Annotated in this window: 17 protein-coding genes; 13 read left to right on the forward strand and 4 right to left on the reverse strand. The window is 61.2% G+C overall.

Going from position 1 to position 14,605, the window contains the following annotated elements:
• Nucleotides 1-29: 29 nt before the first annotated feature.
• Nucleotides 30-533 carry a murein L,D-transpeptidase family protein gene (locus tag K3756_RS00375; protein ID WP_259989814.1) on the forward strand — a complete coding sequence of 168 codons (504 nt, stop codon included), beginning with the start codon at nucleotides 30-32 and terminating at the stop codon, nucleotides 531-533.
• Between the two features lie 19 nt (nucleotides 534-552).
• Here the strand turns inward: K3756_RS00375 and K3756_RS00380 are convergent, their stop codons facing one another.
• Nucleotides 553-1,077, reverse strand: coding sequence for a CAP domain-containing protein (locus K3756_RS00380; RefSeq protein WP_259989816.1), 525 nt, complete (start codon nucleotides 1,075-1,077; stop codon nucleotides 553-555).
• 163 nt (nucleotides 1,078-1,240) lie between these two features.
• Between K3756_RS00380 and K3756_RS00385 the strand changes: the two genes are divergently transcribed.
• Together K3756_RS00385 and K3756_RS00390 are read left to right on the forward strand one after the other, a co-directional pair.
• Nucleotides 1,241-1,852 carry a L,D-transpeptidase gene (locus K3756_RS00385; RefSeq protein ID WP_259989818.1) on the forward strand — a complete coding sequence of 204 codons (612 nt, stop codon included), beginning with the start codon at nucleotides 1,241-1,243 and terminating at the stop codon, nucleotides 1,850-1,852.
• Nucleotides 1,853-1,993: 141 nt separating this feature from the next.
• Nucleotides 1,994-2,173 (forward strand): hypothetical protein, encoded by a 180-nt coding sequence (locus K3756_RS00390; RefSeq protein ID WP_259989820.1) that lies wholly within the window; start codon nucleotides 1,994-1,996, stop codon nucleotides 2,171-2,173.
• Between the two features lie 80 nt (nucleotides 2,174-2,253).
• Here K3756_RS00390 and hemH read toward each other — a convergent pair whose 3' ends face one another.
• Nucleotides 2,254-3,300: a ferrochelatase gene (hemH, locus tag K3756_RS00395; protein WP_259989823.1), complete on the reverse strand. Its 1,047-nt coding sequence runs from the start codon at nucleotides 3,298-3,300 to the stop codon at nucleotides 2,254-2,256.
• Nucleotides 3,301-3,349: 49 nt separating this feature from the next.
• A complete protein-coding gene (locus K3756_RS00400) occupies nucleotides 3,350-4,162 on the reverse strand; it encodes an SAM-dependent methyltransferase (RefSeq protein WP_259989825.1) in 813 nt (270 codons plus the stop codon).
• A gap of 15 nt (nucleotides 4,163-4,177) precedes the next feature.
• Here K3756_RS00400 and K3756_RS00405 point away from each other — a divergent pair, with 15 nt between their 5' ends.
• From K3756_RS00405 to K3756_RS00420, 4 genes are read left to right on the forward strand one after another with little or no spacing between them, the layout of a single operon-like run.
• Nucleotides 4,178-4,909, forward strand: coding sequence for a ComF family protein (locus K3756_RS00405; protein WP_259989827.1), 732 nt, complete (start codon nucleotides 4,178-4,180; stop codon nucleotides 4,907-4,909).
• 36 nt (nucleotides 4,910-4,945) lie between these two features.
• The gene (gene grxC / locus K3756_RS00410) at nucleotides 4,946-5,203 is read left to right on the forward strand and encodes a glutaredoxin 3 (RefSeq protein WP_259989829.1); all 258 of its coding nucleotides are present in this window, start codon (nucleotides 4,946-4,948) and stop codon (nucleotides 5,201-5,203) included.
• Nucleotides 5,203-6,033, forward strand: a complete 831-nt coding sequence (locus K3756_RS00415) for a carbon-nitrogen hydrolase family protein (protein ID WP_259993611.1) — start codon at nucleotides 5,203-5,205, stop codon at nucleotides 6,031-6,033. Before grxC ends, K3756_RS00415 begins: the two co-directional genes overlap by 1 nt.
• Nucleotides 6,033-6,467 carry a MarR family winged helix-turn-helix transcriptional regulator gene (locus tag K3756_RS00420; RefSeq protein ID WP_259989831.1) on the forward strand — a complete coding sequence of 145 codons (435 nt, stop codon included), beginning with the start codon at nucleotides 6,033-6,035 and terminating at the stop codon, nucleotides 6,465-6,467. The genes K3756_RS00415 and K3756_RS00420 overlap by 1 nt, the downstream gene beginning before the upstream one ends.
• Before the next feature lie 6 nt (nucleotides 6,468-6,473).
• Here K3756_RS00420 and ubiG read toward each other — a convergent pair whose 3' ends face one another.
• The gene (ubiG, locus tag K3756_RS00425) at nucleotides 6,474-7,226 is read right to left on the reverse strand and encodes a bifunctional 2-polyprenyl-6-hydroxyphenol methylase/3-demethylubiquinol 3-O-methyltransferase UbiG (protein ID WP_259989833.1); all 753 of its coding nucleotides are present in this window, start codon (nucleotides 7,224-7,226) and stop codon (nucleotides 6,474-6,476) included.
• A 49-nt stretch (nucleotides 7,227-7,275) separates the two neighbouring features.
• Here ubiG and pip point away from each other — a divergent pair, with 49 nt between their 5' ends.
• From pip to infB, 6 genes are all read left to right on the forward strand, one after another.
• A complete protein-coding gene (gene pip, locus K3756_RS00430; protein WP_259989835.1) occupies nucleotides 7,276-8,244 on the forward strand; it encodes a prolyl aminopeptidase in 969 nt (322 codons plus the stop codon).
• Nucleotides 8,241-9,077 (forward strand): ABC transporter substrate-binding protein, encoded by an 837-nt coding sequence (locus tag K3756_RS00435; RefSeq protein WP_259989836.1) that lies wholly within the window; start codon nucleotides 8,241-8,243, stop codon nucleotides 9,075-9,077. The genes pip and K3756_RS00435 overlap by 4 nt, the downstream gene beginning before the upstream one ends.
• Nucleotides 9,078-9,210: 133 nt before the next feature.
• Nucleotides 9,211-9,792 carry a ribosome maturation factor RimP gene (gene rimP, locus K3756_RS00440; RefSeq protein ID WP_259989838.1) on the forward strand — a complete coding sequence of 194 codons (582 nt, stop codon included), beginning with the start codon at nucleotides 9,211-9,213 and terminating at the stop codon, nucleotides 9,790-9,792.
• On the forward strand, nucleotides 9,792-11,411 hold the full coding sequence (nusA, locus tag K3756_RS00445; RefSeq protein ID WP_259989840.1) for a transcription termination factor NusA: 1,620 nt from the start codon (nucleotides 9,792-9,794) through the stop codon (nucleotides 11,409-11,411). Before rimP ends, nusA begins: the two co-directional genes overlap by 1 nt.
• Nucleotides 11,412-11,433: 22 nt before the next feature.
• Nucleotides 11,434-12,054 (forward strand): RNA-binding protein, encoded by a 621-nt coding sequence (locus K3756_RS00450; RefSeq protein WP_259989842.1) that lies wholly within the window; start codon nucleotides 11,434-11,436, stop codon nucleotides 12,052-12,054.
• Between the two features lie 9 nt (nucleotides 12,055-12,063).
• A complete protein-coding gene (gene infB, locus K3756_RS00455; RefSeq protein ID WP_259989845.1) occupies nucleotides 12,064-14,541 on the forward strand; it encodes a translation initiation factor IF-2 in 2,478 nt (825 codons plus the stop codon).
• Nucleotides 14,542-14,605 lie beyond the last annotated feature (64 nt).

Here is a 14,605-nt window from a genome sequence, read left to right on the forward strand (position 1 = left end):
AATGGTCCTAAATGGATAGTGACAGGCACATGAAACGCAGAAATATTCTCCTTGGTGGCGCAGCAGCGATGTCGTTGGGTGCCTGCGCCTCTTCTCCAAGCAAATTCAAACGCTACAACGGTCCCGAAGTGACCGGGATCGTCGTGAATAAATCCAGCCGTGAAATGTTCCTTCTGCACGAAGGCAAAGTGCTGGAAAGCTACGATGTCAAATTGGGATTCGCACCCGAAGGCCACAAGGAAACCGAAGGCGACGGGCGCACACCCGAAGGCGTGTACCGCATCAATCGGCGCAATCCCAACAGCCGCTTCCATTTGTCGCTGGGGATTTCATATCCGAACGCCGAGGATATCGCCAAGGCGCAAGCGTTGGGCAAGCCGCCCGGTGGCGACATTTTCATCCATGGGCAGAAAAACCCGCTACGCCGCGATAGGGGCGATTGGACGTGGGGATGTATTGCGGTCAGCAACAAGCAGATGGAAGACATCTACGCGATGGTGCGGGACGGCACGCCGATTGCGATCAATCCCTGAACGGAAGGTGCGCCGCAGCCTATGCGGCGGGCGCGCCACCACCCATGACCAGCGTCCACCAGATTTTGCCGTTGTTTTCCTGAAACCACGAGAATCCCATTTGACGCGCATCGGGTGCCATCAGGATGCGGCGGGTATCGGGCTGTGCCATCCACGCGCCCAATGTTTCGAGTTCGGTCTCGTAAGTCTCTGAAATCACTTCACCAACCAGCGCACCGTTGTAGCCGACGCGGTTGACCCGGTCGAGCGGTGAGGAGCCGTCGGACCCGAAATGCCATGGCCGGTTCTGCACCTGCATGTCGCGCGAATGTGTGGCCGCCGCGGCGGTGAGACGCGATTCCAGCTCCACCGGAGCAAGGCCCGCCGACCCGCGCAATGCGTTGACGGAATCAAGCATCCGGAACTGGATTTCGCTCGTGTCACCTGCACCGATACGGTAGGCGCGCGGGATCGGTTTGCCATCGGCGCCGATTGTAGGTCCGGCGGGCGTGCACGCCGAAAGGGCAATGGCGCCTGCTACCAGAATACTCAAAACTCGGATCATCTAACCGCTCCAAAATATCACGCGTTGGCCTGCCTTACATGCTGTGATGCAACAGTTCAAATGCACATCGGTGTGAACTGGCGGCGTCACGCCGGTTTGATTTGAAAACGTGGCTTCACGGCCATATAAGCCCCCCAGCAGTTCGCATAACCGGAGACATCCAATGTCCAAGTTCAACATGAAGAATACAAGCCGCCGCAGCTTTCTTGCCGGCAGCGCCGCGATGATTGCGGCCCCCGCAATCGCCCAGAGCACATCCACCGTCAACAGCCAGGCCACGACCGAAAACGAGCGTGACCTGAGTGAGGTGGTGCGCCGCAATATTTCCAGCTTCCGCACGCTCGACTGGCGGCCCTACTTCGACAGCACACGCAATGGCGCGATCCTCGTCGATATCGACAGCCGCGCGGTGCACTACTGGTCCGAGGATCAAAGCATCTACAAGTTGTATCCCTCCAGCGTGCCCTTGACCCAGGAACTGACACGCCGCGGCCGCACGCAGGTGGTTCGCAAGGTCGAGGGGCCAAGCTGGCGGCCAACGCCATCGATGCTCAAGCGCAACCCCGAATGGCCCCCCTATATCGGCCCCGGTCCGGACAACCCATTGGGGACGCACGCACTCTATCTCAGCTGGACGTATTACCGAATCCACGGCACGCACGACACGCGCAAAATTGGTCGTCGGTCCTCCAACGGGTGCATCGGTCTGTACAACGAACACATCGCAGAGTTGTTTGCGCAGGCCAAAGTCGGCACCCAAGTGTTGCTAATTTGACGATATCTGCCGCTTAGTTACCTTAGGGATGTTCTAGCAGGTTCACATCCGTGGCCATTTCCTGTTTAGACAAACTACGAGGTAAGTCTGATTTCGTGTGGTTCTGAGAAATTCTGCACGTCTTTTCTGGAGGATATACTTATGAAAAAACTCGTTCTCGCTGCTGCTCTGACAGCTGCTGCTTCCGCTGCTTCCGCCGGTTCCTTGGCTGACCCAGTAATCGAAGCACCCGTCATCGTTGAAGAAGCAACAAGCTCTTCCGGTGGCATTATCGTTCCACTGCTGCTGCTGGTACTGGTTGCAGCTGCTATTGCTGACTAATCGTCAGTAGTTGAACACAGAAAAAGGCGGCGCACCCTGCGCCGCCTTTTTCGCTTTCCAGGTCAGGCGTCTGACGGCCGTCAGACCCACCCCATCAGATTTTCCTTGATGACATTCGACAGCGCCTCGATGTGGGCATCGTCGTCGTTGAGGCAGGGGATATAGGTGAAGTGTTCGCCACCGGCCTCTTCAAAGCTCTCGAAAATCTCTTCGTTGATTTCTTCAAGTGTCTCGATGCAATCGGCCGAAAATGCAGGCGCACAGACGGCGATGTTTTTCTTTCCGTCTTCCTCCGCAAGCCGCGCGACCTCTTCGACCGTATAGGGCTTGAGCCATTCTTCGGGGCCGAATTTGGACTGGAAGGTCGTGGTGATTTCGGTGTCGTCCCAGCCCAGCCGCTCTTTCAGCAGCCGCGTTGTTTTCTGACACTGGCAATGATAGGGATCACCCTCCATCAGATAGCGTTTCGGCACGCCATGATAGGAACACACGAGGATATCGGGCCGCGTTTCAAGCTCCGCGTATTTTGCCTCGATCGATTTGGCCAGCGCGTCGATATAATCGGGGCGGTCGAAATATGGCTGTACGGTGCGGGCCGCCGGTTGCCACTTTTCTTTCCCCAAAGCGTCGAAAAATTTGTCGCAGGCCGTGGCTGACGTTGCACCGGCGTAATGGGGATAGAGCGGGAAAAACAGGATCTTCTGGCACCCCGCCTCCACCAGCTTGCGCACTTTGCTGGGCGTCGACGGATTGCCGTAGCGCATGCAGAAATCGACCATGACCTCGCCGCCGTAGGTCTTTTCCATCTCGGCCGCGACCTTGGCGGTTTGTGCCTTGGTGATCGTCATCAAAGGGCTCTCGCCTTCTTCCTCGTTCCAGATCGACTTATATGCTGCACCCGAGGTGAAGGGACGTTTGGTCAGAATGATCAGCTGCAGCAACGGCTGCCAGAGCCACGGGCTGTAGTCGATCACGCGTCTGTCGGAGAGAAACTCGCCCAGATAGCGCCGCATCGACCAGTAGTCGTAGTTGTCGGGCGTACCAAGGTTGCCCAGCAAAACTCCGATCTTGGGTTTTTTCACCGGTGGGTGGTCGGGATCAGCGTGGATGGGGCGAGCTTCGGTCATTGTCATTCCTATAGGGCGTGCGCCTGACATAGATAGTTTAGCGCGGGCGTCAATCCGGCAGGGGGCGCTCTGGTGTCGCAAGGGCATCCGCGAGCCGCTGTTGCGCGGAGCCGGGGCGCAGCGGTTTGGGTTGCGAGGCGTCCGGCGCCCAGCCCGTGAGCACCTGCAGTTCAAAGCTGGCGGCGATTCTGCCCGAGGGCGCGGAGAAGTGTTTTGCGTAAAGCGCCTGCGCCCGGTCGAATACCGCGCGGCGGGTCGGCGTGCGCAGCCGCGTGCTCAGGGCATTGGTTTCGCCCATGGCCCGCAGGTCATGCATCAGATGCCAGATGTCGCGGTATTCGACAGTCATCACCGCCGTATCCGCCACCGGCAGCGCAAAACCCGCCCGCTGCAGCAATCCGCCCAGATCACGCAGTTCGGGCATGGGCGCAATACGCGGAGACAATCCGCCGGTTACGGCGACCTCGGCTTCTGCCAGACACCGGCGCAATTCCTGCAAGGTGTCGCCGCCAAGGCTCGCCGCGATGAACAGACCATCCGCCCTGAGCGCACGTCTGCATTGGATCAATTGGCCGACAGGGTCATTGGACCAGTGCAGACCCAACATATGCAGCACAAGGTCGTGTGCGCCGGGTTCCAGATCCAGCGTGTCGGTGTCCCGCAAAACCTGCGCCTCCGGGAATTGCCCGGACCAGAAGGCTTCGAAACCCGTCACCACCGCCTTGGACGTAAACGTCCTGTTAACCATCTGCAGACGATCCTGCACTTCGTCCGCGGCAAGCTCGTGCAGGAACAAACCGCTTTGCGTGGCGCGGGCGCGGTGCAGCGCCAGCGCGCGGGTGTCGGTAATCTCATTGGTCATGGGGGGCTACATAGAGTGGCACTGGGAGGACTTCAAACGGCGCTGTCGCTGATCTATCCGCCGCGCTGCCTGACGTGTGGCGACATGGTCGAAAGCGATTTCGGGCTCTGTGGCGGCTGCTGGCGCGATACCGCCTTTGTCGGCGGGCTGGTCTGTGACGCGTGCGGTGTGCCGCTTCAGGCCGGCGGGCAAACGGGCATCCAACACTGCGACACCTGCCTGGGGTCTGCTCCTCCTTGGACACGCGGACGCGCCGCCATGATCTACCGCGATACAGGTCGCAAAATGGTCTTGGCGCTCAAGCATGGCGATCGTCACGAAATCGCACGGCCCGCTGCGAAATGGATGGCGCACGCCGCGGCGGATATTCTGACCCTGGATACGCTTATCGCGCCGATCCCGTTGCACTGGACGCGTCTGGTGAAACGGCGGTTCAACCAATCGGCGCTGCTGTCAAAGGAGCTTTCGCGTATTTCGGGCCTGCCGTGGTGCCCGGATCTGCTGGAGCGGCATCGCAAGACGGTATCGCTCGAGGGGCTGAACTGGACCGAACGTCACGAAACGGTACAGAACGCCATGCGGGTCCACCGCAAACGCCGCCACAGATTGATCGGGCGACCGGTGCTTTTGGTCGATGACGTGATGACCACGGGGGCGACGCTGGGCGCCGCGACACGCGCCTGTCTTGCCGCCGGGTCGGGGCCGGTATGCGTACTGACCCTAGCAAGAGTGACCAAAGACACCTAAATCCTGTTGCAACCATTCGTGACAAGGAAACAGACCATGAAACCCGTCGAAATCTACACCTCGCCGCTGTGCGGCTTTTGCCACGCGGCCAAACGCCTGTTGAACCAGAAGGGCGTCAACTTTGCCGAAGTGGACGTGCTCGCCAATCCTGACCGCAAACCGGAGATGATCCAGCGGGCGAACGGCGGTCGAACCGTTCCGCAGATTTTCGTGGGCGAGACCCATGTGGGCGGTTGCGATGACCTTTTTGCGCTGGAAAAAGCGGGCAAGCTTGACGCGCTGTTGGCCGCATGATGCGCGCGGGTCTGCTGCAACTTAACGTCAGCGATGACCCGCGGCAGAACCTGCCGGTCACCTTGGATTACTTGGCCGAGGCCGCCGCGCAGGGTGCGCAGATGGTGTTTACGCCCGAGGTCACCAACTGCGTGTCGCTCAGCAGAGCCCGACAGCGCACCGTATTGCAGGATGAGGCCGATGATCCGACGCTCGCTGCCCTGCGCGAGGCCGCCGCGACACATGGGATATGGCTTTCGATCGGCTCACTTGGGCTGCAGACAGGCGACCCGGACGGGCGTTTTGCCAACCGGTCTTTCGTGATTGATCCTTCTGGCGAAATCACCGCCCGCTACGACAAGATACATATGTTTGACGTTCAGGTGACCGAAACGGAAACCTTCCGGGAATCGGAAGGGTACAGGCCGGGGTCCACCGCCGTCTGTGCCGACACGCCCTTCGGTCGGTTTGGTCTGAGCATTTGCTACGACGTGCGTTTTCCGCAGCTTTATCAGGCGTTGGCCGACAACGGTGCCGAAATCCTGACCGTGCCTGCCGCGTTTTCGCCGGTCACGGGGGCCGCACATTGGCACAGCCTGCTGCGGGCGCGGGCCATTGAAACGGGGTGTTTTGTTGTGGCGGCGGCGCAAACCGGCGAACATGACAGCGCGGACGGCAAGACCCGCCGCACCTTTGGCCACTCGCTTGTCGTTGGCCCATGGGGAGACGTGATTCTGGACGCGGGCGATGCGCCCGGCGTATATCTGTGCGACATGTACTTGCAGCAGGTCGCCGACGCGCGGCGCCGGGTGCCCAGCATGACGCACAAAAGGCGATTCGACGGACCGTAATGGCAGACGACAAGAACACGTTGGCGATACTCCTGTTCAGCGAGATTTTGGGCACCGACCAGATCTTGCGCAACAGGCTTGCCAAGGTTTTGCCGAAGGGAATGGAGCTGTCACATTTCTCCGTTCTCAATCACCTTGCCTGGCGCGAGGTCGAACGCACCCCCGCGCAACTGGCGGAAACCTTTCATGTGACGCGCGGCGCGATGAGCAATACCCTGAGCAAACTCGAATGGGCGGGCTATATCCACATGCGGCCCGATTGGGATGACGCGCGGCGCAAACTGATCACGATCAGCCCCTCCGGTCGCAAGGCGCGCGACGCGGCGCTGAGCCTGATCACGCCGATGATTTCCCAGGTCGCCGATGAGTTGGGCGAAGACAAGGTCCGCGCCGTTATTCCGACCTTGCGCGAACTGCGCCGCAAAATGACCTGAAGCCGGTCACGTCTGTTGTGGCTTAAGGCTCGCGGTGACGTAGTTCACACTCAGATCCTTGTCTGAGATGGACCAGCTCCACAGCAGCGGATTAAACACGAAACCCTTTCGGTCCACCGGGTCCAGACCTGCCTTGCGCAGCAGGTCGAACAATTCGTCGGGTGTGATGAATTTTGACCACTCATGCGTTCCTTTGGGCAGCCAGCGCATCACGTGTTCCGCGCCCACGATCGCCATCATATAGCTTTTGGGATTGCGGTTGAGCGTGGAGCAGATGTGCAGCCCGCCCGGTTTGAGCAGTTTGCGGCAGGCCGTGAGATAGCTGATCGGAGAGGCCACGTGCTCGACCACCTCCATGTTGATGACGACATCGAATTGCTCGCCCGCGTCGGCCAGATCTTCGGCTGTGGTATGGCGATAGTCGATGGTCAGCCCCGATTGCTCTGCGTGGATCCGTGCGACCGGAATGTTGCCTGCCGCAGCGTCTGCGCCCACCACGGTCGCGCCCAGACGCGCCATCGGTTCAGACAGCAATCCGCCGCCGCACCCGATATCGAGAATGCGCAACCCCTCGAAGGGGTCCTTGGTCTTCAGGTCGCGGTCAAATTCTCCGGCGATCTGGTTTGTGATGTAATCCAGACGGCACGGATTGAGCATGTGCAACGGTTTGAATTTGCCTGTCGGGTCCCACCATTCCGCGGCCATGGCTTCGAATTTCGCGATTTCGGAGGGATCAACTGTGGTATCCTGCGCTTGCATTCCGTGTGTCCTATGCTCAAGGTCATGTCTCAACTCATATAGGCCCGTAATGGATAAATTTCCCGATCAAAAGCGCGCAGTGCAGTATCTGTACCCGCCTCTCGATCCGTACGACCGGCGGATGCTGGCAGTCGGGGATGGCCATGAAGTGTATCTGGAGCAATGCGGCAATCCCAACGGCACGCCTGTTGTGGTGCTGCACGGGGGCCCCGGCGGAGGCTGCAGCCCGTCGATGCGGCGCTATTTCGATCCGGAGAAATTCCGCATTATCCTGTTTGACCAACGGGGGTGCGGACGCTCCAAGCCGCATGCGTCGGTGAGCAACAATACGACCTGGCATCTGGTTGCGGACATCGAGCTGATTCGCGAAACGCTTGGCATCGACCGTTGGGTGGTTTTCGGTGGCAGCTGGGGTGCGACACTTTCGCTAATCTATGCGCAGACGCATCCCGCCGCGGTGAGCCATCTGGTGCTGCGCGGCGTGTTCCTGATGACCCAGTCCGAGCTGGATTGGTTCTACGGTGGCGGTGCGGGCAAATTCTGGCCCGAGGTCTGGTCGCGGTTCACCGCGCTGGTGCCCGAAGACGAGCGGGGCGATTATATTCAGGCCTATCACCGCAGGCTGTTTTCGGACGACCTGTCGTTGCAAACGCGCTTTGCACGGGCGTGGTCGGGCTGGGAAAACGCACTGGCATCGATCCATTCTGCAGGGCAGATGATCGAGGGCCCGGGCGAATACGCGCGGGCATTCGCGCGGCTCGAGAACCACTATTTCATCAATGCGGGTTTTCTGGAGTACGACGGTCAGATCCTCGACCAGATGGACCGCATCGCCGATATCCCAGGTGTGATCGTGCAGGGGCGCTATGACATGATCTGTCCGCCGACCAGTGCCTATGCCATCGCGAAGGTCTGGCCTAAGGCGGAATTGAAGATGGTGCGCAACGCGGGCCACGCGCTGAGCGAGCCGGGCATCAGCGCAGAGCTGGTGCGCGCGATGGACAGGATTGCGCCATGACGCGGCGGGGCCCCATGGACCGGCGGGCGTTGTTCGCCAGCGGTGCGGCGGCCGCACTTTTGGCGGCGACGGGCATCAGCGCGGGGCCATTGCCACAGCGCGGCGGCCAGTTGCGGCTGGCGCTTTCGGGCGCGGCGCGCAGTGACGACTGGATCAGCGGTGACGGGCTTTTCATGCAGGTCGCGCGGCAGGGGCTGGTCTTCGAGACACTGACCGAAGTGGCTGCGGACGGCACCTTGCGGGCGGAGCTTGCAACGGGGTGGACAGCATCGCCGGACGCGCGCGAATGGCGGTTCGATTTGCGCGAGGATGCGGTTTTTCACGACGGTACGCCGATGACCGCGCAGGACGTCGCCGCGAGTTTGAGCGCCTGTCACACAGTGTACACCGGGTGTGCACACAGTGTGCACATCACGTGCGACACCCCCGATCCGAGCCTGCCGTTCAAATTGGCCGATGTTGCGCATGTGATCCGGCCCGCCCATGCGCCCGACGCAGGCATCGGCACAGGCCTTTATGCGGTGGAGCGGTTCCGGCCCGGCCAGCAGTTGATCACGCGGCGGGTTGCGCGGCACCACAAGGACGGACGGGCGGGATGGTTCGACCGGGTGGAGCTGGTGTCGATCCCGTCGGCGGAGGTCCGTGCGCAGGCCATCGCGGAATACATGGTCGATGCCGCCGATCTGGAAGACACGCGCGCCTTGCAGGCGTTCGACGACATCGCGGTGATGCCGGGGCAGGCCGTTTCGCGCGGTATTGCAACGCCTCTGGTTCTGTCGGAGGCGCGACCGCTCGACAATCTGCGCGCGCCACAGCGGTGGTGGGTCGTCTGAGGCCCCTTGATGTTTGGCGACAGGGGGCGTATATGCCCCTTAACAGCGGCGCGTTCGGGTCCAAACCAAACGCCCACCGGAATTCTTAACGGGCCGCGCGCCCGTTTTTTTGTGCCTAAACACAAGTGAGCCAATGACCAACGATCTGATTGCAAAAGCCGCCATCGACCAGCGCCTGGCCGAGATCATCACACCGGTGATCGAGGACATGGGGTTCGAGTTGGTGCGCGTGCGTCTGATGTCGGGTAAGTCCACGACCTTGCAGGTCATGGCCGACCGTCCCGACGGCGGCATCGAAGTGGACGACTGCGCACAGATCAGCACCGCGATCGGTGCCGTTCTGGATGTGGAAGACCCCATTCTGGATGAATACGCGCTGGAAGTGTCCAGCCCCGGTATCGACCGGCCCCTGACCCGCCTGAAGGATTTCGAGGCGTTCGAGGGGTATGAGGCCAAGATCGAGACGGCCGACATGATCGACGGCCGCCGCCGTTTCAAGGGCGAGCTGGCGGGGGTCGAGGGCGACGAGGTTCTGATCAATCTCGACGAGGGCACCGTGGGTTTGAAATTCGACTGGCTGTCGGATGCCAAGCTGGTGCTGACGGACGAGCTGATCACGGAAATGCTGCGCCAGCGCAAAGCGTCGGGCGCGATCGATGAAGACAACTTTGACGAACTACAGACCGAAGACGGATCTGATGAGGGAGAAGACTAATGGCCATTACATCTGCAAACCAGCTTGAGCTTTTGCAAACCGCCGAGGCCGTGGCCCGCGAAAAAATGATCGACCCCGGTCTGGTGGTCGAGGCGATGGAAGAATCGCTCGCCCGTGCGGCCAAGTCCCGCTATGGCGCGGAAATGGACATCCGCGTTCACATCGACCGCAAGACAGGCCGCGCCACTTTCACCCGCGTGCGCACCGTTGTCGAAGAGGACGAGCTGGAAAACTATCAGGCCGAGTTCACCGTCGAGCAGGCCAAGCAGTACATGGATGCGCCCGAAGTCGGTCAGGAGTTTGTCGAGGAAGTGCCGCCGGTCGAAATGGGCCGGATCGCGGCGCAATCGGCCAAGCAGGTGATCCTGCAAAAGGTCCGCGAAGCCGAGCGCGACAAGCAGTACGAAGAATTCAAGGACCGTATCGGCACCATCATCAACTGTGTGGTCAAGCGCGAGGAATACGGCAACGTCATCGTCGACATGAACCCCGGTGAGGGCATCCTGCGCCGCAACGAGAAGATCGGCCGCGAAAGCTATCGCCCGAATGACCGTATCCGCGTCTTCATCAAGGACGTGCGCCGCGAACAGCGTGGTCCGCAGATTTTCCTGTCGCGCACGGCGCCGGAGTTCATGGCCGAGTTGTTCAAGATGGAAGTGCCCGAAATCTATGACGGCATCATCGATATCAAGGCGGTGGCCCGTGACCCCGGTTCGCGTGCCAAGATTGCCGTGATATCGTATGACAATTCCATCGACCCCGTCGGTGCCTGCGTGGGTATGCGCGGCAGCCGGGTTCAGGCCGTCGTCAACGAATTGCAGGGTGAAAAGATCGACATCATCCCGTGGAACGAAGACCAGCCCACGTTCCTTGTGAACGCGTTGCAGCCCGCCGAGGTGAGCAAGGTGGTTCTGGACGAGGAAGCGGGCAAGATCGAGGTTGTCGTGCCCGAAGAGCAGCTGTCGCTGGCCATTGGCCGCCGGGGCCAGAACGTGCGTCTGGCGTCCCAGCTGACGGCGCTCGACATCGACATCATGACCGAGGAGCAGGAAAGCGCCCGCCGTCAGGCCGAGTTCGAGCAGCGCACCAAACTGTTCATGGAAACGCTGGATCTGGACGAGTTCTTTGCCCAGCTTCTGGTGTCCGAAGGGTTCACCAACCTCGAAGAGGTCGCCTATGTCGAGGTGGACGAGCTGCTGGTGATCGACGGTGTTGACGAAGACACTGCCGGTGAGTTGCAGGCCCGTGCCCGTGACGTGCTGGAGGCGCAGGCCAAGGCGGCGCTGGAAGCGGCGCGTGCGCTGGGCGTCGAGGACAGCCTCATTGAATTCGACGGTCTGACACCCCAGATGATCGAGGCGCTGGCCAAGGACGACGTCAAGACGCTGGAAGACTTTGCAACCTGTGCCGACTGGGAACTGGCCGGTGGCTGGACCACTGTCAACGGCGAGCGCGTCAAGGACGATGGCACTTTGGAGCCGTTTGAGGTAAGCTTGGAAGAGGCGCAGCATCTGATCATGACGGCCCGTGTGCTGTTGGGTTGGGTGGATCCCGCCGAGCTGGAAGCGCAAGCCGCGGACGACGAAGATGTCGACGCAGACGAGGAGGCCGAGGCCTGATCGCAGGCCTCGGAGGTCTGGCATGGGTCGCGGTGGTGTCTCAAAAGAGCGCGAAGATGGCGCAGAACGCAAATGTCTTGCCACGGGAGAGGTGCAGCCGAAAGACGGGCTGATCCGTTTCGTGGTGGGCCCCGAGGCGCAGGTTGTTCCCGATATCTTGGGCAAGCTGCCCGGTCGGGGGATGTATGTTGCCGCCGACCGCGATGCGATCGCGCTGGCGGTGAAGAAAGGACTGTTTTCACGGGGGGCCAAGCAACCCGTGAAGGCGCCCGACGATCTGGCAGAAGAGGTCGAGCGCCAGCTTGCCCGCCGGGTTGTCGATCTGATTTCGATGCAGCGCAAGGCGGGCAAGGCTGTTGCCGGCTATGAAAAGGTCAAAAGCTGGCTGCAAACCGAAGAGGCCGAAGTGCTGATCCAGGCTGTGGATGGATCGGGGCGCGGCAAATCGAAACTGAGCACGCCGCATTACGGTCATTATATTGGCTGTTTAACGGCGGATGAATTGGGTTTGGCATTCGGACGCCAAACTGTGATACATGGCGCGCTCGCCTCTGGTGGACTCACGCAACGTGTAGTAGACGAAGCCAAAAGATTGAACGGCGTACGCAAAAACGAGACTGGCAAGGGCCAGTCGAAAGGATAGACGAGCTTCATGAGCGATAATGACGGCAAGAAAACATTGGGTCTGCGCGGCGCACCGTCGCGTCCGGGGAACGTAAAGCAAAGCTTTAGCCACGGACGGACCAAGAATGTCGTGGTCGAAACCAAGCGCAAGCGTGTTGTGGTGCCCAAACCCGGCGGGCAGAAACCGACCGGCCCCGGCGCGGGCCCTGTTGGCGATCCCTCCAAGCGGCCTGCGGGCATTACCGACGCCGAAATGGAGCGTCGCCTGAAGGCTGTGCAGGCCGCGAAGGCGCGCGAAGTCGAAGAAACAGCGGCCCGAGCGGCACAGGAGAAAGCCCGCGCCGAAGAGCGTGAGCGTCGCCGTGCCGATCAGGAAGCCAAGGAACGTGCCGAGCGCGAGCGTGAAGAAGCGCTGAAGGCGAAAGCCGAGGAAGAGGCGCAAAAGGCCCGCGATGCGGAAGCAGCGGCCCAGGCCGCAGCAGCACCTGCACCGGCAGCGGCCCCCGCGGCGCGCACCCCGAGCAAGGCCGCCCCCGCGCAGACGCCCCGCAAGACGGAGCGTGACCGCGAGGACACCAACAAGAAGAACCGTGGCGACGACAGCCGCCGGTCCGGCAAGCTGACCGTGAATCAGGCGCTGCGTGGCGGCGAAGGGGGCCGTCAGCGGTCCATGGCGCAGATGAAGCGCAAGCAGGAACGTGCCCGTCAGAAAGCGATGGGTGGCAATGTCGACCGCGAAAAGGTTGTGCGTGATGTGCAGCTGCCGCCGGCGATTGTCGTGTCCGAGCTGGCCGCGCGTATGGCCGAAAAGACCGGTGCCGTCGTCAAGGCGCTGATGAACAGCGGCCTGATGGTGACACAGAACGAAACGATTGATGCCGATACTGCCGAGCTGATCATCGAAGAGTTCGGCCACAAGGTTGTCCGCGTATCGGACGCCGATGTGGAAGATGTGATCAAGGTGGAAGAGGACGACGAGGGCGATCTCAAGGGCCGCCCCCCTGTCATCACCATCATGGGTCACGTGGACCACGGCAAGACGTCGCTGCTGGATGCGATCCGCAACGCGAAGGTCGTTGCGGGCGAGGCCGGTGGCATCACGCAGCACATCGGTGCCTATCAGGTCAAAACTGACGGTGGCGCGGTTCTGTCGTTCCTCGACACGCCCGGCCACGCGGCGTTCACGTCGATGCGGTCACGCGGTGCGCAGGTCACGGATATCGTTGTGCTGGTTGTTGCTGCGGACGACGCGGTGATGCCCCAGACCATCGAGGCCATCAACCACGCCAAGGCGGCCGAAGTGCCGATGATTGTCGCCATCAACAAGATCGACCGCCCTGCGGCCGATCCTGACAAGGTGCGCACGGATCTGCTTCAGCACGAGGTCATCGTCGAGAAGATGTCCGGTGAAGTGCAGGATGTCGAAGTGTCCGCCGTGACAGGCCAGGGTCTGGACGAACTGCTCGAAGCTATCGCGCTTCAGGCGGAAATTCTGGAACTGAAAGCCAACCCCGACCGCGCCGCCGTGGGTGCCGTGATCGAGGCGCAGCTGGACGTGGGCCGTGGCCCCGTGGCGACGGTTCTGGTGCAGAACGGTACATTGCGTCAGGGCGATATCTTTGTTGTGGGCGAGCAGTACGGCAAGGTGCGTGCGCTGGTCGACGATCAGGGCAACCGCGTCAAGGAAGCCGGTCCTTCCGTTCCTGTCGAGGTTCTGGGCCTGAACGGCACACCCGAAGCGGGCGACGTTCTGAACGTGACATCGACCGAAGCGCAGGCCCGCGAGATCGCAGAATACCGCGAGAAAGCGGCCAAGGACAAACGGGCCGCCGCCGGTGCCGCCACCACGCTGGAACAGCTGATGGCGAATGCCAAGGCGGACGAAAACGTCAGCGAGCTGCCCATTCTGGTCAAAGCCGATGTGCAGGGGTCTGCCGAGGCCATCGTTCAGGCGATGGAGAAGATCGGCAACGACGAGGTGCGCGTGCGCGTCCTGCACTCCGGTGTGGGTGCGATCACCGAGACCGACGTGGGTCTGGCCGAAGCATCCGGTGCGCCGATCATGGGCTTCAACGTCCGTGCGAATGCCTCGGCCCGCAACACCGCCAACCAGAAGGGTGTCGAGATCCGCTATTACTCGGTCATCTATGATCTGGTGGACGACGTCAAAGCGGCGGCTTCGGGCTTGCTGAGCAACGAGATCAAGGAGAACTTCATTGGCTATGCCAATATCAAGGAGGTCTTCAAGGTTACGGGCGTTGGCAAGGTTGCCGGCTGTCTGGTCACCGAAGGCGTCGCCCGCCGGTCGGCAGGCGTACGTCTGCTGCGCGACAACGTGGTGATCCACGAAGGCACGCTCAAGACGCTCAAGCGCTTCAAGGACGAGGTGCCCGAGGTCCAGTCCGGTCAGGAATGTGGTATGGCGTTCGAGAACTACGACGACATCCGCCCCGACGACGTGATCGAGATTTTCGAGCGCGAGGAAGTGACCCGCACGCTCGACTGATCCGGGGTACGAGACAAAAATCAAGGGACGGTGCCACGGCGCCGTCCCTTTTTTGTCGGGCTAT

This window comes from Sulfitobacter sp. S190 (assembly GCF_025141935.1).
In the GTDB taxonomy this organism is placed as follows: domain Bacteria; phylum Pseudomonadota; class Alphaproteobacteria; order Rhodobacterales; family Rhodobacteraceae; genus Sulfitobacter.

Excerpts from the sequence above, each read along its gene's own strand:
- rimP (WP_259989838.1), top strand. The coding sequence starts at position 9,211 with ATGACCAACGATCTGATTGCAAAAGCCGCCATCGACCAGCGCCTGGCC.
- infB (WP_259989845.1), top strand. The coding sequence starts at position 12,064 with ATGAGCGATAATGACGGCAAGAAAACATTGGGTCTGCGCGGCGCACCG.
- K3756_RS00450 (WP_259989842.1), top strand. The coding sequence starts at position 11,434 with ATGGGTCGCGGTGGTGTCTCAAAAGAGCGCGAAGATGGCGCAGAACGC.
- K3756_RS00385 (WP_259989818.1), top strand. The coding sequence starts at position 1,241 with ATGTCCAAGTTCAACATGAAGAATACAAGCCGCCGCAGCTTTCTTGCC.
- K3756_RS00435 (WP_259989836.1), top strand. The coding sequence starts at position 8,241 with ATGACGCGGCGGGGCCCCATGGACCGGCGGGCGTTGTTCGCCAGCGGT.
- K3756_RS00375 (WP_259989814.1), top strand. The coding sequence starts at position 30 with ATGAAACGCAGAAATATTCTCCTTGGTGGCGCAGCAGCGATGTCGTTG.
- K3756_RS00390 (WP_259989820.1), top strand. The coding sequence starts at position 1,994 with ATGAAAAAACTCGTTCTCGCTGCTGCTCTGACAGCTGCTGCTTCCGCT.
- K3756_RS00420 (WP_259989831.1), top strand. The coding sequence starts at position 6,033 with ATGGCAGACGACAAGAACACGTTGGCGATACTCCTGTTCAGCGAGATT.
- ubiG (WP_259989833.1), bottom strand. The coding sequence starts at position 7,226 with ATGCAAGCGCAGGATACCACAGTTGATCCCTCCGAAATCGCGAAATTC.
- hemH (WP_259989823.1), bottom strand. The coding sequence starts at position 3,300 with ATGACCGAAGCTCGCCCCATCCACGCTGATCCCGACCACCCACCGGTG.
- K3756_RS00415 (WP_259993611.1), top strand. The coding sequence starts at position 5,203 with ATGCGCGCGGGTCTGCTGCAACTTAACGTCAGCGATGACCCGCGGCAG.
- K3756_RS00380 (WP_259989816.1), bottom strand. The coding sequence starts at position 1,077 with ATGATCCGAGTTTTGAGTATTCTGGTAGCAGGCGCCATTGCCCTTTCG.
- nusA (WP_259989840.1), top strand. The coding sequence starts at position 9,792 with ATGGCCATTACATCTGCAAACCAGCTTGAGCTTTTGCAAACCGCCGAG.
- K3756_RS00400 (WP_259989825.1), bottom strand. The coding sequence starts at position 4,162 with ATGACCAATGAGATTACCGACACCCGCGCGCTGGCGCTGCACCGCGCC.
- pip (WP_259989835.1), top strand. The coding sequence starts at position 7,276 with ATGGATAAATTTCCCGATCAAAAGCGCGCAGTGCAGTATCTGTACCCG.
- grxC (WP_259989829.1), top strand. The coding sequence starts at position 4,946 with ATGAAACCCGTCGAAATCTACACCTCGCCGCTGTGCGGCTTTTGCCAC.